15 protein-coding genes and 2 pseudogenes are annotated in these 16,008 nt (G+C 74.5%); 9 read left to right on the top strand and 8 right to left on the bottom strand.

Translation table 11 applies throughout. The annotated features are described in order from the left end of the window. The first annotated feature begins 67 nt into the window (after window positions 1-67). Window positions 68-3,673: a DNA polymerase III subunit alpha gene (locus E4U92_RS21460; RefSeq protein ID WP_137302071.1), complete on the top strand. Its 3,606-nt coding sequence runs from the start codon at window positions 68-70 to the stop codon at window positions 3,671-3,673. Next, window positions 3,670-4,644: a DNA polymerase Y family protein gene (locus tag E4U92_RS21465; RefSeq protein ID WP_137302072.1), complete on the top strand. Its 975-nt coding sequence runs from the start codon at window positions 3,670-3,672 to the stop codon at window positions 4,642-4,644. Before E4U92_RS21460 ends, E4U92_RS21465 begins: the two co-directional genes overlap by 4 nt. 49 nt (window positions 4,645-4,693) lie before the next feature. Here the strand turns inward: E4U92_RS21465 and E4U92_RS21470 are convergent, their stop codons facing one another. Continuing rightward, window positions 4,694-5,068 (bottom strand): cupin domain-containing protein, encoded by a 375-nt coding sequence (locus E4U92_RS21470; RefSeq protein ID WP_137302073.1) that lies wholly within the window; start codon window positions 5,066-5,068, stop codon window positions 4,694-4,696. A 139-nt stretch (window positions 5,069-5,207) separates the two neighbouring features. Here E4U92_RS21470 and E4U92_RS21475 point away from each other — a divergent pair, with 139 nt between their 5' ends. Both E4U92_RS21475 and E4U92_RS21480 read left to right on the top strand, forming a co-directional pair. Beyond that, window positions 5,208-5,654 carry a MarR family winged helix-turn-helix transcriptional regulator gene (locus E4U92_RS21475; protein WP_137302074.1) on the top strand — a complete coding sequence of 149 codons (447 nt, stop codon included), beginning with the start codon at window positions 5,208-5,210 and terminating at the stop codon, window positions 5,652-5,654. Window positions 5,655-5,854: 200 nt separating this feature from the next. Then, window positions 5,855-6,718, top strand: coding sequence for an esterase/lipase family protein (locus tag E4U92_RS21480; protein WP_137302075.1), 864 nt, complete (start codon window positions 5,855-5,857; stop codon window positions 6,716-6,718). 100 nt (window positions 6,719-6,818) lie between these two features. Here the strand turns inward: E4U92_RS21480 and E4U92_RS21485 are convergent, their stop codons facing one another. Then, the gene (locus E4U92_RS21485; RefSeq protein WP_137302076.1) at window positions 6,819-7,859 is read right to left on the bottom strand and encodes a lytic polysaccharide monooxygenase auxiliary activity family 9 protein; all 1,041 of its coding nucleotides are present in this window, start codon (window positions 7,857-7,859) and stop codon (window positions 6,819-6,821) included. A gap of 168 nt (window positions 7,860-8,027) precedes the next feature. Here E4U92_RS21485 and E4U92_RS21490 point away from each other — a divergent pair, with 168 nt between their 5' ends. Beyond that, window positions 8,028-8,477 carry a GNAT family N-acetyltransferase gene (locus E4U92_RS21490; RefSeq protein ID WP_137302077.1) on the top strand — a complete coding sequence of 150 codons (450 nt, stop codon included), beginning with the start codon at window positions 8,028-8,030 and terminating at the stop codon, window positions 8,475-8,477. A 15-nt stretch (window positions 8,478-8,492) separates the two neighbouring features. On the opposite strand, the gene E4U92_RS37055 is transcribed toward E4U92_RS21490, so the two are convergent. Beyond that, window positions 8,493-8,627, bottom strand: a complete 135-nt coding sequence (locus E4U92_RS37055) for a hypothetical protein (RefSeq protein WP_137302078.1) — start codon at window positions 8,625-8,627, stop codon at window positions 8,493-8,495. A 141-nt stretch (window positions 8,628-8,768) separates the two neighbouring features. Here E4U92_RS37055 and E4U92_RS21500 point away from each other — a divergent pair. Next, window positions 8,769-8,936 (top strand): annotated as a pseudogene (locus E4U92_RS21500) (SAM-dependent methyltransferase); the annotation flags it as partial. Window positions 8,937-9,098: 162 nt separating this feature from the next. Beyond that, window positions 9,099-9,545: pseudogene (locus E4U92_RS21505) on the top strand (class I SAM-dependent methyltransferase); the annotation flags it as partial. Window positions 9,546-9,570: 25 nt separating this feature from the next. Here the strand turns inward: E4U92_RS21505 and E4U92_RS21510 are convergent. Then, the gene (locus E4U92_RS21510) at window positions 9,571-10,071 is read right to left on the bottom strand and encodes a ribonuclease FAU-1 family protein (RefSeq protein ID WP_137302080.1); all 501 of its coding nucleotides are present in this window, start codon (window positions 10,069-10,071) and stop codon (window positions 9,571-9,573) included. After that, a complete protein-coding gene (locus E4U92_RS21515; protein WP_137302081.1) occupies window positions 10,052-10,981 on the bottom strand; it encodes a GNAT family N-acetyltransferase in 930 nt (309 codons plus the stop codon). Before E4U92_RS21515 ends, E4U92_RS21510 begins: the two co-directional genes overlap by 20 nt. A gap of 70 nt (window positions 10,982-11,051) precedes the next feature. Between E4U92_RS21515 and E4U92_RS21520 the strand changes: the two genes are divergently transcribed. Beyond that, on the top strand, window positions 11,052-11,423 hold the full coding sequence (locus tag E4U92_RS21520) for a GntR family transcriptional regulator (RefSeq protein ID WP_168725171.1): 372 nt from the start codon (window positions 11,052-11,054) through the stop codon (window positions 11,421-11,423). Window positions 11,424-11,451: 28 nt separating this feature from the next. Here E4U92_RS21520 and E4U92_RS21525 read toward each other — a convergent pair whose 3' ends face one another. Continuing rightward, window positions 11,452-12,219 (bottom strand): DUF72 domain-containing protein, encoded by a 768-nt coding sequence (locus tag E4U92_RS21525; protein WP_137302083.1) that lies wholly within the window; start codon window positions 12,217-12,219, stop codon window positions 11,452-11,454. Between the two features lie 16 nt (window positions 12,220-12,235). Next, window positions 12,236-13,330 (bottom strand): DUF5925 domain-containing protein, encoded by a 1,095-nt coding sequence (locus E4U92_RS21530; protein ID WP_137302084.1) that lies wholly within the window; start codon window positions 13,328-13,330, stop codon window positions 12,236-12,238. Between the two features lie 208 nt (window positions 13,331-13,538). On the opposite strand from E4U92_RS21530, the gene E4U92_RS21535 reads away from it, so the two are divergent. Beyond that, window positions 13,539-14,345 carry an SGNH/GDSL hydrolase family protein gene (locus tag E4U92_RS21535; protein ID WP_137302085.1) on the top strand — a complete coding sequence of 269 codons (807 nt, stop codon included), beginning with the start codon at window positions 13,539-13,541 and terminating at the stop codon, window positions 14,343-14,345. Here the strand turns inward: E4U92_RS21535 and E4U92_RS21540 are convergent. Then, entirely contained in the window at window positions 14,315-16,006 is a 1,692-nt protein-coding gene (locus tag E4U92_RS21540) for a serine/threonine-protein kinase (protein WP_137302086.1), read from the bottom strand. The genes E4U92_RS21535 and E4U92_RS21540 overlap by 31 nt on opposite strands. Window positions 16,007-16,008: the final 2 nt, after the last annotated feature.

Below are 16,008 nucleotides of genomic sequence, written 5' to 3' on the forward strand. Positions count from 1 at the left end.
TGGAGGTGGGCGAGTTTGGAACTGATGTTCGAGAGCCGTGTGGGGCTCACGAGTGCGGGAGGTGCGTGTGCCGGGTTTCACGCATCTGCACACCGTCTCCGGGTTCTCCCTGCGTCACGGCGCCTCGCACCCGGAACGGCTGGCCGAGCGCGCCGCCGAGCGGGGCATGGACGCCCTCGCCCTGACCGACCGTGACACCGTCGCCGGCGCGGTCCGCTTCGCCAAGGCCGCCGCCGGTGCGGGGGTCCGGCCGCTCTTCGGGGTGGACCTCGCGGTGGCCCCGCCGGAGCCGCCCGAGCGGACCCCGGAGCGCGGCAGGCGCCGCACCCCCGTGCGCGGCGGTGCCTTCGTCGACGAGTCGACCCCCCGGGTCACCTTCCTGGCCCGGGACGGCGCCCGGGGCTGGGCCGACCTGTGCCGGCTCGTCACCGCGGCCCACGCGGGCGCCGGACCCGCGGGGCCGCCCGGACCGGGCGGCCCCGCGGCCGGCACCCCGCTGCTGGCCTGGGCCGACAACCACGCCGAGGGACTGACCGTGCTGCTCGGCCCCGGCTCCGACGTCGGCCGCGCCCTCGCCGCGGGCCGCCCCGACCGCGCCGCACGGCTCCTCGCCCCCTGGCGCGAGGTCTACGGCGACGCCCTGCGCCTGGAGGCCGTCTGGCACGGGCGCGAGGGCACCGGGCCCGGCTCGCTGCGCCTGGCCGCCCGCACCGTCGGCTTCGCCGCCGAGCAGCGGATCCGGCCCGTGCTCAGCAACGCCGTCCGCTACGCCGACCCCGGCCAGGGCCCCGTCGCCGACGTGCTGGACGCCGCCCGGCGTCTGGTGCCCATCGACCCCACCAAGGAGCTGGACTCCGGGGAGGCCTGGCTCAAGGACCCGGAAGCCATGCTGCACGCGGCCGAGCGGATCGTGGCGGCCGCGGGCTTCCGGCGCGAGGCCGCCCACCGGCTGCTGGAGCAGACCGCGGCGACGGCCGCCGCCTGCCGCGTCGACCCCGAGGACGACCTCGGCATGGGCACCGTCCACTTCCCCGAGGCGCACCTGGTCGGCGCGGGCCGGCGCACCGCCCAGCGGACGCTCGCCTCCCGGGCCGTCGCCGGGATGGTGCGGCGCGGCTACACCGGCCGCCGCGCCTACTGGGAGCGGATGCACCACGAGCTGGACATCATCGCCCACCACGGTTTCGCCTCCTACTTCCTGACGGTGGCTCAGGTAGTGGACGACGTACGGGAGATGGGCATCCGGGTCGCCGCGCGCGGGTCCGGCGCGGGCTCCCTGGTCAACCACCTCCTGGGCATCGCCCACGCCGACCCGGTCGAGCACGGGCTGCTGATGGAGCGCTTCCTGTCCAAGGAGCGCGTCGTGCTGCCCGACATCGACATCGACGTGGAGTCCGCGCGCCGGCTCGAGGTCTACCGCGCGATCATCGGCCGGTTCGGCACCGAGCGGGTCGCGACGGTCGCGATGCCGGAGACGTACCGCGTCCGCCACGCGATCCGCGACGTCGGCGCCGCCCTGTCCCTGGACCCCGCGGACATCGACCGCATCGCCAAGTCCTTCCCGCACATCCGCGCCCGCGACGCCCGCGCGGCCCTGGACGAACTGCCCGAGCTGAAGCGGCTGGCCGGGGAACGGGACCGGTACGGCAGGCTGTGGGAGCTGGTCGAGGCCCTCGACGCCCTGCCGCGCGGGGTCGCCATGCACCCGTGCGGGGTGCTGCTGTCCGACGCCTCCCTGCTGTCCCGCACGCCGGTGATGCCGACCAGCGGCGAGGGCTTCCCCATGTCCCCGTTCGACAAGGACGACGTGGAGGACCTCGGGCTGCTCAAGCTGGACGTGCTGGGCGTGCGGATGCAGTCGGCGATGGCGCACGCGGTCGGGGAGGTGGAGCGGGCCACGGGCGAGAAGGTCGACCTGGACGGGGTGCCGCCCGGCGACCCGGAGACGTACCGGCTCATCCGCTCCACCGAGACGCTGGGCTGCTTCCAGATCGAGTCGCCGGGCCAGCGCGACCTGGTGGGGCGCCTGCAGCCGGCCACGTTCCACGACCTGGTCGTCGACATCTCGCTGTTCCGGCCCGGCCCGGTCGCCGCCGACATGGTGCGGCCGTTCATCGAGGCGCGGCACGGGCGGGCCCCGGTCCGCTACCCGCACCCCGACCTGGAGGGGCCGCTGAAGGACACCTACGGGGTGGTGGTCTTCCACGAGCAGATCATCGACATCGTGGCGATCATGACCGGCTGCGGGCGCGGCGAGGCCGACCGGATCCGGCGCGGACTGTCCGACCCCGGGTCGCAGGCCCGGATCAAGGTCTGGTTCGCCCAGCACGCGGCGGCCCGGGGCTATGACGCGGAAACGATTCAGCGGACCTGGGAGATCGTCGAGGCGTTCGGCAGCTACGGCTTCTGCAAGGCGCACGCGGTCGCCTTCGCCGTCCCGACGTACCAGTCGGCGTGGCTGAAGGCCCATCACCCGGCCGCCTTCTACGCCGGGCTGCTCACCCACGACCCGGGGATGTACCCCAAGCGGCTGCTGCTCGCGGACGCCAGGCGGCGCGGGGTGCCGATCCTGCCGCTGGACGTGAACGCGTCCGGCGTCACCCACCAGATCGAACTGGTGTCTGAATCGAAGGAATCCGGGGAATCCGCGGGACCCGGTGGATCCGGGCGGCCGGAGGGGGCCGACGGGGTGTGGGGGCTGCGGCTCGCCCTCTCCGACGTGCACGGCATCAGCGAGGCGGAGGCCGCGCGGATCGCCGGGGGACGGCCGTACGCCTCGCTGCTGGACTTCTGGGAGCGGGCGCGCCCGAGCCGGCCGATCGCCGCACGCCTCGCCCAGGTCGGCGCGCTCGACGCGTTCGGCGCCAACCGGCGCGACCTGCAACTGCACCTGACCGAGCTGCACCGGGGCACCCGCAGCGGGGGCGGCGGGCAGCTCCCGCTGGCCGGGGGGCGCAGGACCGCGCCGGCCGGACTGCCGGACCTGTCCTCCGCGGAACGGCTGAGCGCGGAGCTCGGCGTGCTCTCCATGGACGCCTCGCGCAACCTGATGGACGACCACCGGGAGTTCCTCACCGAGCTGGGCGTCGTCCCCGCGCGCCGGCTGCGCGAGGTGCGGAACGGGGAGACCGTGCTGGTCGCGGGCGCCAAGGCGGCCACCCAGACCCCGCCGATCCGCTCCGGCAGGCGCGTCATCTTCACCACCCTCGACGACGGCACCGGCCTGGTCGACCTCGCCTTCTTCGACGACTCCCACGACACCTGCGCGCACACCGTCTTCCACTCCTGGCTGCTGCTGGTGCGCGGAGTGGTGCAGCGGCGCGGGCCGCGCAGCTTCAGCGTCGTGGGCGCGGCCGCCTGGAACCTCGCCGACCTGATCGAACTGCGTGCCGAGGGCGGCCTCGACGAGGTCGCGGCCCGGCTGGCACGGGCGCCCGCCGCCGCCGACGGAGCCCCGCCGGCCGACGGCGGGGGCGCGGCCCGGGCCCGCGTCGCCGGGTCGGACGGCCGCCCGGCGCCCGCGGGCTCCGCGGCGCGCGACCCGATGGAGGAACGGAAGATCCGCATGTCCACGGGGTACGAGATGCACCCCTGGGCGGATCTGCGCCCCGCGGGCGAAGGGCCCGCGGTGGGAAGGAAGTTGTGGCACCAGAGTCCGGGGAGTGCGGGATGACCATCCTCTGCGTACGTTTCCAGCTGCCGCCGATGCACGAGGCGGCCCTGCCGGGGCTGCTCGCACTGCTCGAGGAGTTCACCCCCGTCGTCGAGGCGCTGCCACCGGACACGGCGCTGGCCGATCTGCGGGGCGCCGAACGCTACTTCGGCCGCACCGCCGTCGAACTGGCCTCGGTGATCCGGGTGCGCGCCCTCGCCCTGCACGGCGTGGACTGCGCGATCGGCGCCGGCCCCGGCCCGCTGCTGGCCCGCATGGCGCTGCGCGACGCCCGGCCCGGGCTGACCCGCGCGGTGCCCGGCGACCCGGACGGCATCGCGGAGTTCCTCGCCGACCGGCCGGTCGCCGCGCTGCCCGGCGTCGGGCCCGCCACCGCCCGCACCCTGGACGAGTACGGCCTGGACACCCTGGGCCGGGTCGCCGCCGCGCCGCTCTCCACGCTCCAGCGCCTGATCGGCGCGAAGGCGGGCCGCGAGCTGCGCGAGAAGGCCAACGGCATCGACCGCGGCCGGGTCGTCCCCAACGGGGTCTCCCGCTCCCTGGTCGCCGAACGCCCCTTCGAGCGCGACGAACTGGACCCGGACCGGCACCGCCGCGCCCTGCTCTCGGCCGCCGAGGAGATCGGCACCCGGCTGCGCGCCGTGGAGAAGGTCTGCCGCACCCTCACCCTCACCGTGCGCTACGCCGACCGGTCCGCCACCACCCGCAGCCGCACCCTCACCGAGGCGACCGCGCACTCGGCGGACCTGACGAGGACGGCCTACGGGCTGTACGAGGCGCTGGGCCTGCAGCGGGCCCGGGTCCGTGCGCTCGCCCTGCGCGCCGAGGGGCTCGCCCCCGCCGACCGGGCCGCCCACCAGCTCACCTTCGACCCGGTCGACGAGAAGGTCCGCCGCATCGAGGAGGTCGCCGACCGCGCCCGCGCGAAGTTCGGGCCGCGCGCGGTGATACCGGGGTCGCTGGCCGCGTGAACCACGCGGGGCGCGCGTCGGCCGGGCGGGTCGGCCGGCCCGTGCCCCGTCAGTTGGCCCACGGCGGCACCAGGCGGGTGCCGTCGGCCAGTTCGGCCTCCAGGCCGACCGAGGTGGTGACCCAGGACAGCGCGGTGTGGCCGGTGGGGTTCTCCACGGCGAGGGTGGTGCCGGCGTGCACGATCACCGTGTCCCCGGCGCCGATCCGCTCGGTGCGGCCGTCGAGGGTCATCAGCAGCTCGCCGACGAGCAGGTGGAAGACCTCCTCCCGGGAGACCGTGTGCGCGGGGGCCCGGGTGCCGGCCGGGATCTCCCCGCGCCAGGCGCACAGCTCCCTGCTCCCGGTCAGCGGACTGGCGTACGAGACGAAACGGGCGCCGTGCACCTCGTGGGTGACGGCCTCGGACGAGCGGACGACGGGCATGACGGGTCTCCTTCAGGGAGGGCGATCGGTCGGGTTCGGGAAGGGTGGATCGTCGGGTTCGGGGAGGGTGTTTGGTCAAGCTGCTTGTCCATATCGTCAAGCAGCTTGACCAATGCGTCAAGGGTGTTTCAATACCCGTGTGCAGAACTCCGACGCCATGGCCCTGTCCGCTGCCCTGCTCGCGGTGGCCGGTGACCTCACCCAGCGCATCCAGGAGGGGGTCGTGGCCCGCGGCTTCGTCGACGTGCGGCCCGCCCACGGCTTCGCCTTCGCGCGCCTCGCGCCCGGTGGCGCCACCGTCACCGACCTCGCCGCGCACCTCGGGGTGACCAAGCAGGCGGCCAGTCAGCTCGTCGACGAGATCGTGCGCAAGGGGTACGCCGAGCGGCGGCCGCACCCCGGTGACGCGCGGGCCCGGCTGGTCGTGCTGACCGAGCGGGGGTGGGCGTGCACCCGGGCGGCCGAGGAGGCGGCCGCCGAGGTGGTGGGGGAGTGGGTCCGCACGCTCGGGGAGGGCGAAGTCGGCGCCCTGGGTGCCCGATTGGCGCGGATCGCTCCCGAGGGGCCCATTCGTCCCGCCTGGTGACGGAGTATCAGGACTTCACGGAAGTTCCCGGCAGTTCACCGGACTTCACGGCTTGCCTGCTCATCGCCGGAAGTTTTACTGACGCGTAACTTCACGCGTGGGCTACTCGCCCGTAACTTGACGAGTGAACAGCATCCCGTGATCCGGATCACAGGGCACCCCGCCATCGCATCCCCCTTGAGCCGCAAGGAGATCACCCGATGCTGCCCTGGAAGAGACTGCTCAGACCCCTCGCCGCGCTCGTCCTGACCGCCGCGGTCGCCACCCTCCCCGCCGCCGGCACCGCACAGGCCGCCACCGCTCCCTCCAGCGGCTGGAACGACTACTCCTGCAAGCCCTCCGCGGCGCACCCCCGCCCCGTCGTCCTCGTCCACGGCACCCTCGGCAACTCCGTCGACAACTGGCTGGGCCTCGCGCCCTATCTGACGAGCCGCGGCTACTGCGTCTTCTCCCTCGACTACGGGCAGCTCGACGGCGTCCCGCTCTTCCACGGCCTCGGCCCCATCGACCAGTCCGCCGCGCAGCTCTCGGCGTTCGTCGACAGGGTGCTCTCCGCCACCGGAGCCGCCGAGGCCGACCTCGTCGGCCACTCGCAGGGCGGCATGATGCCCCGCTACTACCTCAAGTTCCTCGGCGGCGCCGCCAAGGTGAACGCCCTCGTCGGCATCGCCCCCGACAACCACGGCACGACCCTCAGCGGCCTGACCAACCTGCTGCCGTACTTCCCCGGCGCCGAGGACCTGCTCAAGGCCACCACCCCCGGCCTCGCCGACCAGATCGTCGGCTCCGCCTTCCTGACCAAGCTCAACGCGGGCGGCGACACCGTCCCGGGCGTGCGCTACACCGTCATCGCCAGCCAGTACGACGAGGTGGTCACCCCCTGGCGGACCCAGTACCTGAGCGGCTCCGACGTCCACAACGTCCTGCTGCAGGACCTGTGCCCGCTCGACCTCTCCGAGCACCTGGCGATCGGCCTGCTCGACCGGGTCGCCTTCCACGAGGTCGCCAACGCCCTCGACCCGGCCCACGCCACCGCCACCACCTGCGCGTCCGTCTTCAGCTGAACCCCGGCTGACCCCGGCCTCGCCCGGGCCCGCCCGGGTGACACCGCCGGGGTCCGGCCGGCCTGAGCCGTCGGCCGGACCCCGGAGTCCCGTCCGCCGCTCAGCGGCGGCCGCCCACCGCCCGCCGCCGCACCGACGCGAACAGCGCCGCCGCACCGAGGGCCAGGGCGCCCGCGCCCCCGATCGCGAGGTACGTCGTGCTGCTGTCGCCACCGGTCTCGGCGAGGCTGCGCGGCGCACCGGCCGGTGCGGGGGCGTTGGCGTCGGCCGGAGCCGCGGGGGCCGCCGTCGCCGCCTCCGCGCCCGCCGCGCCCGCCGCGCCGCTGTCCTCACCGGTGCCGCTGCCGTCGGCGCCCGCACCGCTGTCATGGCCCGGTGTCGGGTCCGTCGTGGTGGTCGCGTCGTCGTCGCCGTGGCCGTGGTGCTCGATCGTCGACTTGTCGGCACCGGCGTCGATCTGCTCCTGCGAGGGCGCCTCGGCGGAGCCGCCCGCCGCCGCGCCGCCGAACGTCACGTCCGAGCACGAGTAGAACGCCTCGGGACTGTCCGAGCGCTGCCACACCGCGTACAGCAGGTGCCGGCCGGAGCGCTGGGGGAGCGTGCCGGAGAACGTGTAGAAGCCGCCCGACGCGACCGGGTCGGTGGCCGTCGCCACCGGGTGCTCCAGGTCCAGGTCCGCCCAGGCGAGCGGCTTCGCCGCGTCGTACCCCGGCTTGGTGAGGTAGACCTTGAAGGTGCCCTTGTGCGGGGCGGTGACGCGGTACTTGAAGGTGTACGCGCCGCCGCGCACGCCGGTCGCCGGCCAGTCGGCGCGGGGCAGGTCCAGGCCCTTGAACTCCTCGTTGTCCGCGCTGCACAGCTTCCCGTCCGGGATGAGCTGCTGGTGCCGTCCGTTCGCGTCGCCGATGCGGATGCCGTTCCAGTCGTACAGCGCCTGGGTGCCGCCCGCCGCGACCGCCGCCCGGCACGCGGCCGACTTCGGGTTCTCCGGGCCCTCCGCGTAGCACTGGGCGACCCGGCTGACCGGATCGCCCATCGAGCCGTGCGCCGAGGCGGGGGAGGCGCACAGCGCGGTCAGGGCGAGCGGGGCGGCACCCGTCAGGGCGAGCGCGGCAGCGGTGGTGCGGCGGCGGGCGGACATGCGGAACTCCTCGGAACGGTCCTGGAAACCGGGCTGGATCCCGTGGGGGTGATCAGCAAACTAGCCCCGCGGGACCGGGAAATCGCCTGCTGGGAGCCGGTGGAGGAGATCCTTATGGTGCCGTTAAGGGAGTGTTGGGACTGCGCTGAGGTAGGTACCGTGCGCGGCATGACGAACGACGAGATCCGGCCCGCCGTCGCCGCCGACGTCCCCGCCGTGCGGGCCGTGACCGACGCCGCCTACGAGCCCTACGTGGCGCGCATCGGGGTGCGGCCGGTGCCCATGGAGGCGGACCACGCGGCGGACGTGGCCGCGGGGAAGGTGTTCGTCACCGGACGGCCCGTGGTCGGCCTGGTGGTCGTGGAGGCCCGCGCGGACCACCTCTTCCTCGACAGCATCGCCGTCCACCCCGACGCGCACGGCCGGGGCGTGGGACGGCGGCTGCTGGAGTGGGTGGAGGCACACGCGCGTGCGCTGGGGCTGCCCGAGGTCAGGCTCTACACCAACGCGATGATGTGGGAGAACCAGAAGATCTACCCGCGGTTCGGCTACGAGGTGGTCGAGCGGCGCGCCGAGGGGCCGTACGACCGACTGCACTACCGCAAGCCGCTCGCCTGAGCGCCCGCCGGCCGCTCACCCGTCGGGCCACCAGGTGCGCGCGATGTCCTTGCGGATCTCCGGGCGGCCGGCGGGGCGCTCGTCGGCCTCGTCGCGCAGGCGGCGGGAGTCGGTCTTCTTCAGGGGCTTCTGCACGAGGTCGCGGCGCATGGCTGCCTCCTTCGAGGGACTACCGGGTTCCGTGTTCTCACGGAGGTAGACCCGTTTCGGGAGAGTTCCTCATCGCCCGGTGCGCTGTCAGTGGCGCCGGTCACGATCGCGATGTCAGTGGCGGGTGTCACTCTGGGCGGCATGACGGACGAGGGTGACACCACGACGACGAAGCGTGTCGACTGGGACGCGGCGGCCGCCGCGTTCGACGACGAGCCCGACCACGGCCTGCGCGACCCCGGGGTGCGCGCCGCCTGGGCCGACCGGCTGCGCGCCTGGCTCCCCGAGCGCCCCGCGGACGTCCTGGACTTAGGGGGTGTCTCGTCGGTCAGGCCGGGCTCGCGGCGTCCGGCACCGCGCCTCGCCGCGTTGTCGTCGGTTGGCGATGCTCCGCATCGCCGCCCTCCTCCGCCTTGCGATGCACGGCACCGGACGCCGCTCCCTGATCCGGCCTGACCGACGAGACACCCCCTCGGCTGCGGCACCGGCAGCCTGTCGCTCCTCGCGGCCGAACAGGGGCACCGCGTCACCGGCGTCGACGCCTCCGCCCGCATGGTCGACCTCGCCCGCGCCAAGCGCGCCGGGCGTGACGCGGTGTTCCTGCGCGGTGACGCCGCGGCACCCCCCGTCGGGGAGCGGCGCTTCGACGTCGTCCTCGTCCGGCACGTGCTGTGGACGCTGCCCGGCCCGGCCCGCGTGCTGCGCCACTGGCGGGCGCTGCTGCGCCCCGGGGGCCGCTTCGTGCTGGTGGAGGGCGTGTGGGGGACGGTCGCCCCGGTCGGCGTCCCCGCCGAGCGCCTCACCGCCCTGCTGGCGCCGTTCGTGGACCACGCGCGCGTGGAGCGGCTGTCGGACGACGCACGGCTGTGGGGGAGGGCGGTGACCGACGAGCGGTACGCGGTGGTGGGGCTGGTGTGAGCGAGTGGTCCGCGGTCCGTGTCCGTCAGCGCAGGAGCGCCTCGAAGCCCCCCTCCAGGGCGCGGGTCTCCAGCTCGGCCAGGGCCGCCAGCGCGGCGGACGCGGCCGTCGGGTCGCGCTCGGCGAGACCGCTCTCCTCGAACTCGTCCTCGTCCAGCCGGCGTACGTCGCTGCCGTCGGCCGACCGCCACAGGTCCAGGTCCAGGTCCTCCACGACCAGCTCCGCACCGCTCAGCACGGCCGGGCGCGTGATGTCGCAGTACCAGCCCTTGAGGGCGCCCGACGCGTCCCTGACCTCCTTCACGGAGTACCAGCGGTCGCGCCAGTAGTACTCGGTGAAGACGTCCCCGGCCTCGAAGCGCACGAACCCGAAGTCGCGCACCCCCTCACCGGCCCAGGGGGCGCGGACCGCGAGGCGCGTGCCGTCGTCGTGCAGCAGCTCCGCCGCGTAACGGATCTTCGTCCGCCCGGCCTTGACCAGGACGACGTCCAGCGTGCGGGCGGCCTCAGGCGAGTTCGCGGACATGCCGTACCTCCGTCGCGCAGATCTCGTAGCCGAACCACCGGTTGACCGCGAGCATGGGTGCGTTCTCCGCGTCGTTGCCCGTGTACGCCCACGTGTACCCGGCGGCGCGGGCGCGGTGCAGGGAGTGGCTCTTCACCAGCTTGGCCAGGCCCCGGCCGCGGAAGGCGCGGGCGGTGCCCGTCATCGCCGTCTGGTAGTGCGTCCGTCCGTTGGTGTGGGCCACGCTGAAGGCGACCGCGCGGCCGTCGGCCACGGCGACCGAGGTCAGCTCCCGGTCCAGCATCGGGTGCCGGAAGTACTCCTCGACCCACGCCTCGTAGTCGCCCAACTCGGCCTCCACGTCGCTGGGTTCGTCCTGCACGCACTCGGCGTCCAGCCGGAACAGCGGACGCGGGTCGTCGGCGAACTCGGCGGCGGTGCGCAGCTCCACACCGGCCGGCGGGGCCGGCAGGGGCGGCAGCGGGGCGTGGGCCAGGTCCAGGCGCAGGAAGCGGGCGGGGCGGCTCGCCCGGTAACCGTGCCGCTGCGCGAACGCCCGGTGCCCCGGCTCGTCCAGGACCCAGGAGTACACCTTGCGCACGCCGTGGGCGGCCAGGTGCTCCTCGCCGGCGCGCACCAGCAGTGTGCCCGCGCCGCGGTGCCGCCGCCCCGGGTGCACGCACACGTTGACGGAGCCCACACCCGGCTCGGGGCTGTCGTGGGCGACGCCCACCTGCGCGGTGCCGATGATCTCGCCGTTCTCCTCGGCGACCAGCCGGCGCACCCGGGCGTCCGGGTGGGCGTGGGCGAGGTCGTGGAGCACGGACTCGGGCGTGGCGAGCAGATACGGGAGGACGAGCCGCCGCACGCGGGCGAACCCCTCCGCGTCGCCGCGCACGCCGGGACGCAGGTCCCGCACGATGACGTTCATGGCAGCGCACGCTACGTCCGTCCGCGCCCGGACGCCTCCGAATTTCCGGTCCGTGCGGGACAATCGCTGCGTGACCTTGAAGATCGACATCGATGAGGGCGCCGCACCGCCGTACGAGCAGGTGCGCGCGCAGATCTCCGAGCAGGCGCGCTCCGGGGCGCTGCCGGTGGGCTACCGGCTGCCGACGGTGCGGGGGCTGGCGGAGTCGCTGGGGCTGGCGGTGAACACCGTCGCGAAGGCGTACCGGGCGCTGGAGGCCGACGGGGTGATCGAGACGCGGGGCCGCAACGGCACGTACGTCGCCGCCGCGGGCCAGGCCGCGGAACGCGAACTGGCCGCGGCCGCCCAGGCGTACGCCGACCGGGCCCGCCGGCTGGGCCTGGACGGGAAGGCGGCCCTGGCGGCCGTCCGCGACGCCCTGCGGGCCGCCTACGGGGAGTGAGGACCGCTCTCCGTGACCCGCGGGGCGCTCAGCCCGCCGGGGTGAACTCGACGCGCGTCGGGTCCAGGCCCGCCCGCCTCGCCGCCCGCGCGAACGTGTGGGCGTTGCGGATCGCCGCTCCGCCGGGGTCGTTGTTGAAGTAGGCGTGGACGTCGGCCGTGGAGGGCCACGTCGTGGCGATGCGGTCCAGCCAGGTCTCCAGCGACCGGCGCCCGTAGTGCGGCCAGGGCCGGGCCAGGCCCTCGTGGAAGCGGACGTAGCCCCAGTCGGTGGTGCGCCACAGCGGGGTCGTCGGGCGGGCCCGGGCGTCCGCCCAGCACAGGGCCGCACCACGGGCCTCCAGCACCGCGCGCACGGCCGGGGTCCACCAGGACGCGTGCCGCGGCTCCACGGCCACCCGGGTGGCCGCCGGGAAGCGGGACAGGCACCGGTCCAGCAGGGCGGGGTCGGCCTGGAGCGTGGGCGGGAGCTGGAGCAGGACCGGGCCGAGGCGGGGGCCGAGTCCGGCCGCGTGGGTCATCAGGCGCTCCACCGGTTCCTCGGGGTCCTTCAGCCGCTTGATGTGGGTCAGGTAGCGGCTGGCCTTGACCGCGACCACGAAGTCCGGGGGGACCCGCTCGGCCCACGACGCGAAGGTCTCCCGGGAGGGCAGCCGGTAGAACGCGTTGTTGATCTCGACCGTGGCGAAGTGCGTCGCGTACTCCTCCAGCCAGAGCCGCGTGGGCACCTCCGGCGGGTACAGCACGCCTTTCCAGTCCTTGTACTGCCATCCGGAGGTGCCGACGAACAGGGGCATGGCCCCATGAAAGCACCTACAGGTACAGGCCCGCGTCCGCGCCGCCGCGCGGTTCCGGCAGGGACGTCGGGGACGTGCCCCGGCGCAGCGCGTACAGCTCCGCCAGCGTCGCGCCCTCGCGGCCGACGCCCTCGTCCGTGCCCAGCCACCGCACGGCCTCCGCGTGGGTGAGCCGGCCGACCTCGATCCGCGCCAGGCAGCGGCCGGGCCGGACCACGGCCGGGTGCAGGCGTTCCAGGTCCTCGTTGGTGGTGACGCCGACCAGGACGTTGCGCCCCTGGCCGAGCAGGCCGTCGGTGAGGTTCAGCAGCCGGGACAGCGCCTGGCCCGCGGTGTGCTTGGCCTCGCCGCGGATCAGCTCGTCGCAGTCCTCGAGGAGCAGCAGCCGCCAGCGGCCCTTGCCGGTGGAGTCGTCCTCGCCGATGGCGATGTCCATCAGGTAGCCGACGTCGCTGAACAGGCGCTCCGGGTCCAGCACGCAGTCCACCTGGCACCACTCCCGCCAGGAGCGGGCCAGGGTGCGCAGCGCGGAGGTCTTGCCGGTGCCCGGCGGGCCGTGCAGCAGGAGCAGCCGTCCGGCGATGTCCTCGGGGGTGGTCGCCATCAGCCGGTCCATCGCGTCGGCCACGGGCGCGGTGTAGTTCTCGCGCACCTCGTCCCAGGTGCCCGCGGAGATCTGGCGGGTGGTGCGGTGCGGGCCCCGGCGCGGGGAGACGTACCAGAAGCCCATCGTCACGTTCTCCGGCTGCGGCTCGGGCTCGTCCGCCGCGCCGTCGGTGGCCTGGTCCAGCACCTTGGCGGCCAGTTCGGCGCTGGTCGCGGTCACCGTGACGTCGGCGCCGCGGCTCCAGCGGGAGATCAGCAGCGTCCAGCCGTCGCCCTCCGCGAGGGTGGCGCTGCGGTCGTCGTCGCGGGCGACGCGCAGCACCCGGGCGTCGGGCGGCAGCAGGGTCGCGCCGGAGCGCACCCGGTCGATGTTCACCGCGTGCGAGAACGGCTGCTCGCCCGTCGCGAAGCGGCCGAGGAACAGCGCGTCGACGACGTCGGACGGCGAGTCGGAGTCGTCGACGTTGAGCCGGATCGGCAGAGCGTCGTGTGGGTGCGCAGACATGCCGCCCATGATCGGGCACGCGGGCCCCGAGTGCACCCGGTTTCCACGGTCCGTACGGTGTGTCGGCTTCGTCCTGACATGCCGACTATGCCAGTTGACGTGTGGTCATCTGATGATCGTTCGACATGTTTTTTGGCATGGACACTTCCTGTCAACACGCGTAGCTGCTACCAAAGTTGTGGCAGAGATCCTGCTAAAGGGAGGTTCCATGAGACGTTCCCGAATCGCGGCATTCGTCAGCTCCGTCCTCCTCGCCGTCGGCGCCACCCTCACCGGCGCCCTCACGGCACAGGCATCCCAACTCGCCGCCACCGGCGGCTACGTGGCGCTCGGCGACTCCTACTCCTCCGGCGTCGGCGCGGGCAGCTACATCAGCTCCAGCGGCGACTGCAAGCGCAGCACCAAGGCGTACCCCTACCTCTGGGCGGCCGCCAACTCCCCCTCCTCGTTCACGTTCGCGGCCTGCTCGGGCGCCCGAACGGATGAAGTTCTGGCGAGTCAGCTCGGCGGGCTCTCCGGCTCCACCGGCCTGGTCTCGATCAGCATCGGCGGCAACGACGCCGGCTTCGCCGACGTCATGACCACCTGCGTGACCAGTTCCGACAGCACCTGCATCTCCCGCATCAACACCGCCCGCGCGTACGTCGCCTCGACACTGCCCGGCAAGCTCGACAGCGTGTACTCGGCGATCAGCTCCAAGGCCCCCGGCGCCCGCGTGGTCGTGCTCGGCTACCCCCGCTTCTACCAGCTCGGCACCACCTGCATCGGACTGTCCGAGACCAAGCGCAAGGCCATCAACGACGCCTCCGACTACCTCGACGTCACCATCGCCGGCCGGGCCGCCGCCCACGGCTTCGTCTTCGGTGACGTGCGTTCCACCTTCACCGGCCACGAGATCTGCTCCGGCGACTCCTGGCTGCACAGCGTCAACTGGCTGAACATCGGCGAGTCCTACCACCCGACCGCGGCCGGCCAGTCGGGCGGCTACCTCCCCGTGCTCAACGCCAACGACTGATCCGCGGCGCCAGCCGGAGCAGAGCCCGAAGCAGAGCCCGAAGCAGAAGGGGAGGCCCCGTCCGACGGGGTCTCCGTCTCGCAGGCCACCGAGAACGCCACCGCGTTCGACGTCACCCGCCGGGGCGCGCGCACCTCCACCTTCACGGCGTCGCGGTACGTCCCGTCGCCCACCCCGGTGGTCACGACCACCCGGTCCTGTCGCGAGCGGCCGCCGCCCTCGGTGAACCGGAGCGTCCGCCAGCCGCCCTCCAGGACCCGCCCGTCGCCGGTCACCCAGCGGTAGTCCACCTCGGCCGGCAGCCGCCCCACCGTGATCGTCGCCGTGAAGGCGGGCGCCCGCCCGGCCGCGGGCGGACAGCCCCCGGAGTAGTCGGTGCGCGCCCCGGTGACCACCACCGTGACGGACTGCGGGGTGCCGGAGCCCGTGGCCGTCCCGCTCGGCGAGGGGCTCGGCTCCTCCCCGTGCCCCCTGCCCGTCGCGCCGGTCGCCGGGGCCGGACCCGTCCGCCCGGTGGGGCCGGCCGCCCCGCCCGGCCGGGAGCCGTCGCCGCCGTGCAGCACGGCGTACGTCAGCCCGGCCACGGCCAGCGCCAGGGCGAGCAGCCCGACGATCAGCACCGCCGCCGAACGCCGGTCCCGGCGGGAGTCGTCCTCGCCGTCCGCCGGATCCGCGTACACCGGCACCGACGGGGCCGTGTACGCCGCGGGGCCCTGCCCGCGCACCGGCCCGGTGCCTGCGGCCGGCGGCCGCGGCGCGGCCCACAGGGCGTCGGCCCGCACCGTCCCCGACCGCGTGGGGGCACCGCCCGCCGCGACGAGCCGCAGCTCCCGCTCCGCCGCCTCGGCCGTCAGCCGCTCGGCGGGGTCCTTGCGCAGCAGCCCCTCGATCACCGGGGCCAGCGGGCCGGCCCGCCGCGGCGCGGGCAGCTCCTCGTCGACGATCGCCCGCAACGTGCTCAGCGGGGTGTCCTGACGGAACGGTGAGGTGCCCTCGACGGCCGCGTACAGCAGCACGCCGAGCGACCACAGGTCCGATCCGGGGCCAGGCGTACGCCCCAGCGCGCGCTCGGGCGCGAGGAACTCGGGGGAGCCGATGACCTCACCGGTCATCGTCAGCGCGGAACTCCCCTCGACGGTCGCGATGCCGAAGTCGGTGAGGACGACCCGGTCGTCGTTCGACAGCAGCACGTTGGCCGGCTTCACGTCCCGGTGCAGCACCCCCGCCGCGTGCGCGGCGCGCAGCGCGGCCAGCACCTCGGCGCCGACGCGCGCGGCCCGCGGCGCGGACAGCGGCCCCTCGGCGTCCAGCACGTCCGCCAGGGAGACCCCGCGCACCAGCTCCATCACGATCCAGGGCCGCCCGTCCTCGGTGGCCACGTCGTACACCGTCACCACGTTGCGGTGCGCCACCCGGGCCGCCGCCCACGCCTCGCGCTCCAGCCGGGCGTACATCCGCTCCACGTCCGGGGCCGGCAGCCCGGCGGGCGCGCGCACCTCCTTGACGGCCACCTCGCGGTGCAGCACCTCGTCGCGGGCGCGCCACACCGTGCCCATGCCGCCCTCGCCGAGCGGGGACAGCAGCCGGTACCGGCCGGCGACCAGACGCTCACTGCCCGGTTCTTCGGACACGGCCGCCCCCTCTTCGCGCCCCCGCGCCATCC

The organism is Streptomyces galbus (genome assembly GCF_005280195.1).
In the GTDB taxonomy this organism is placed as follows: domain Bacteria; phylum Actinomycetota; class Actinomycetes; order Streptomycetales; family Streptomycetaceae; genus Streptomyces; species Streptomyces galbus.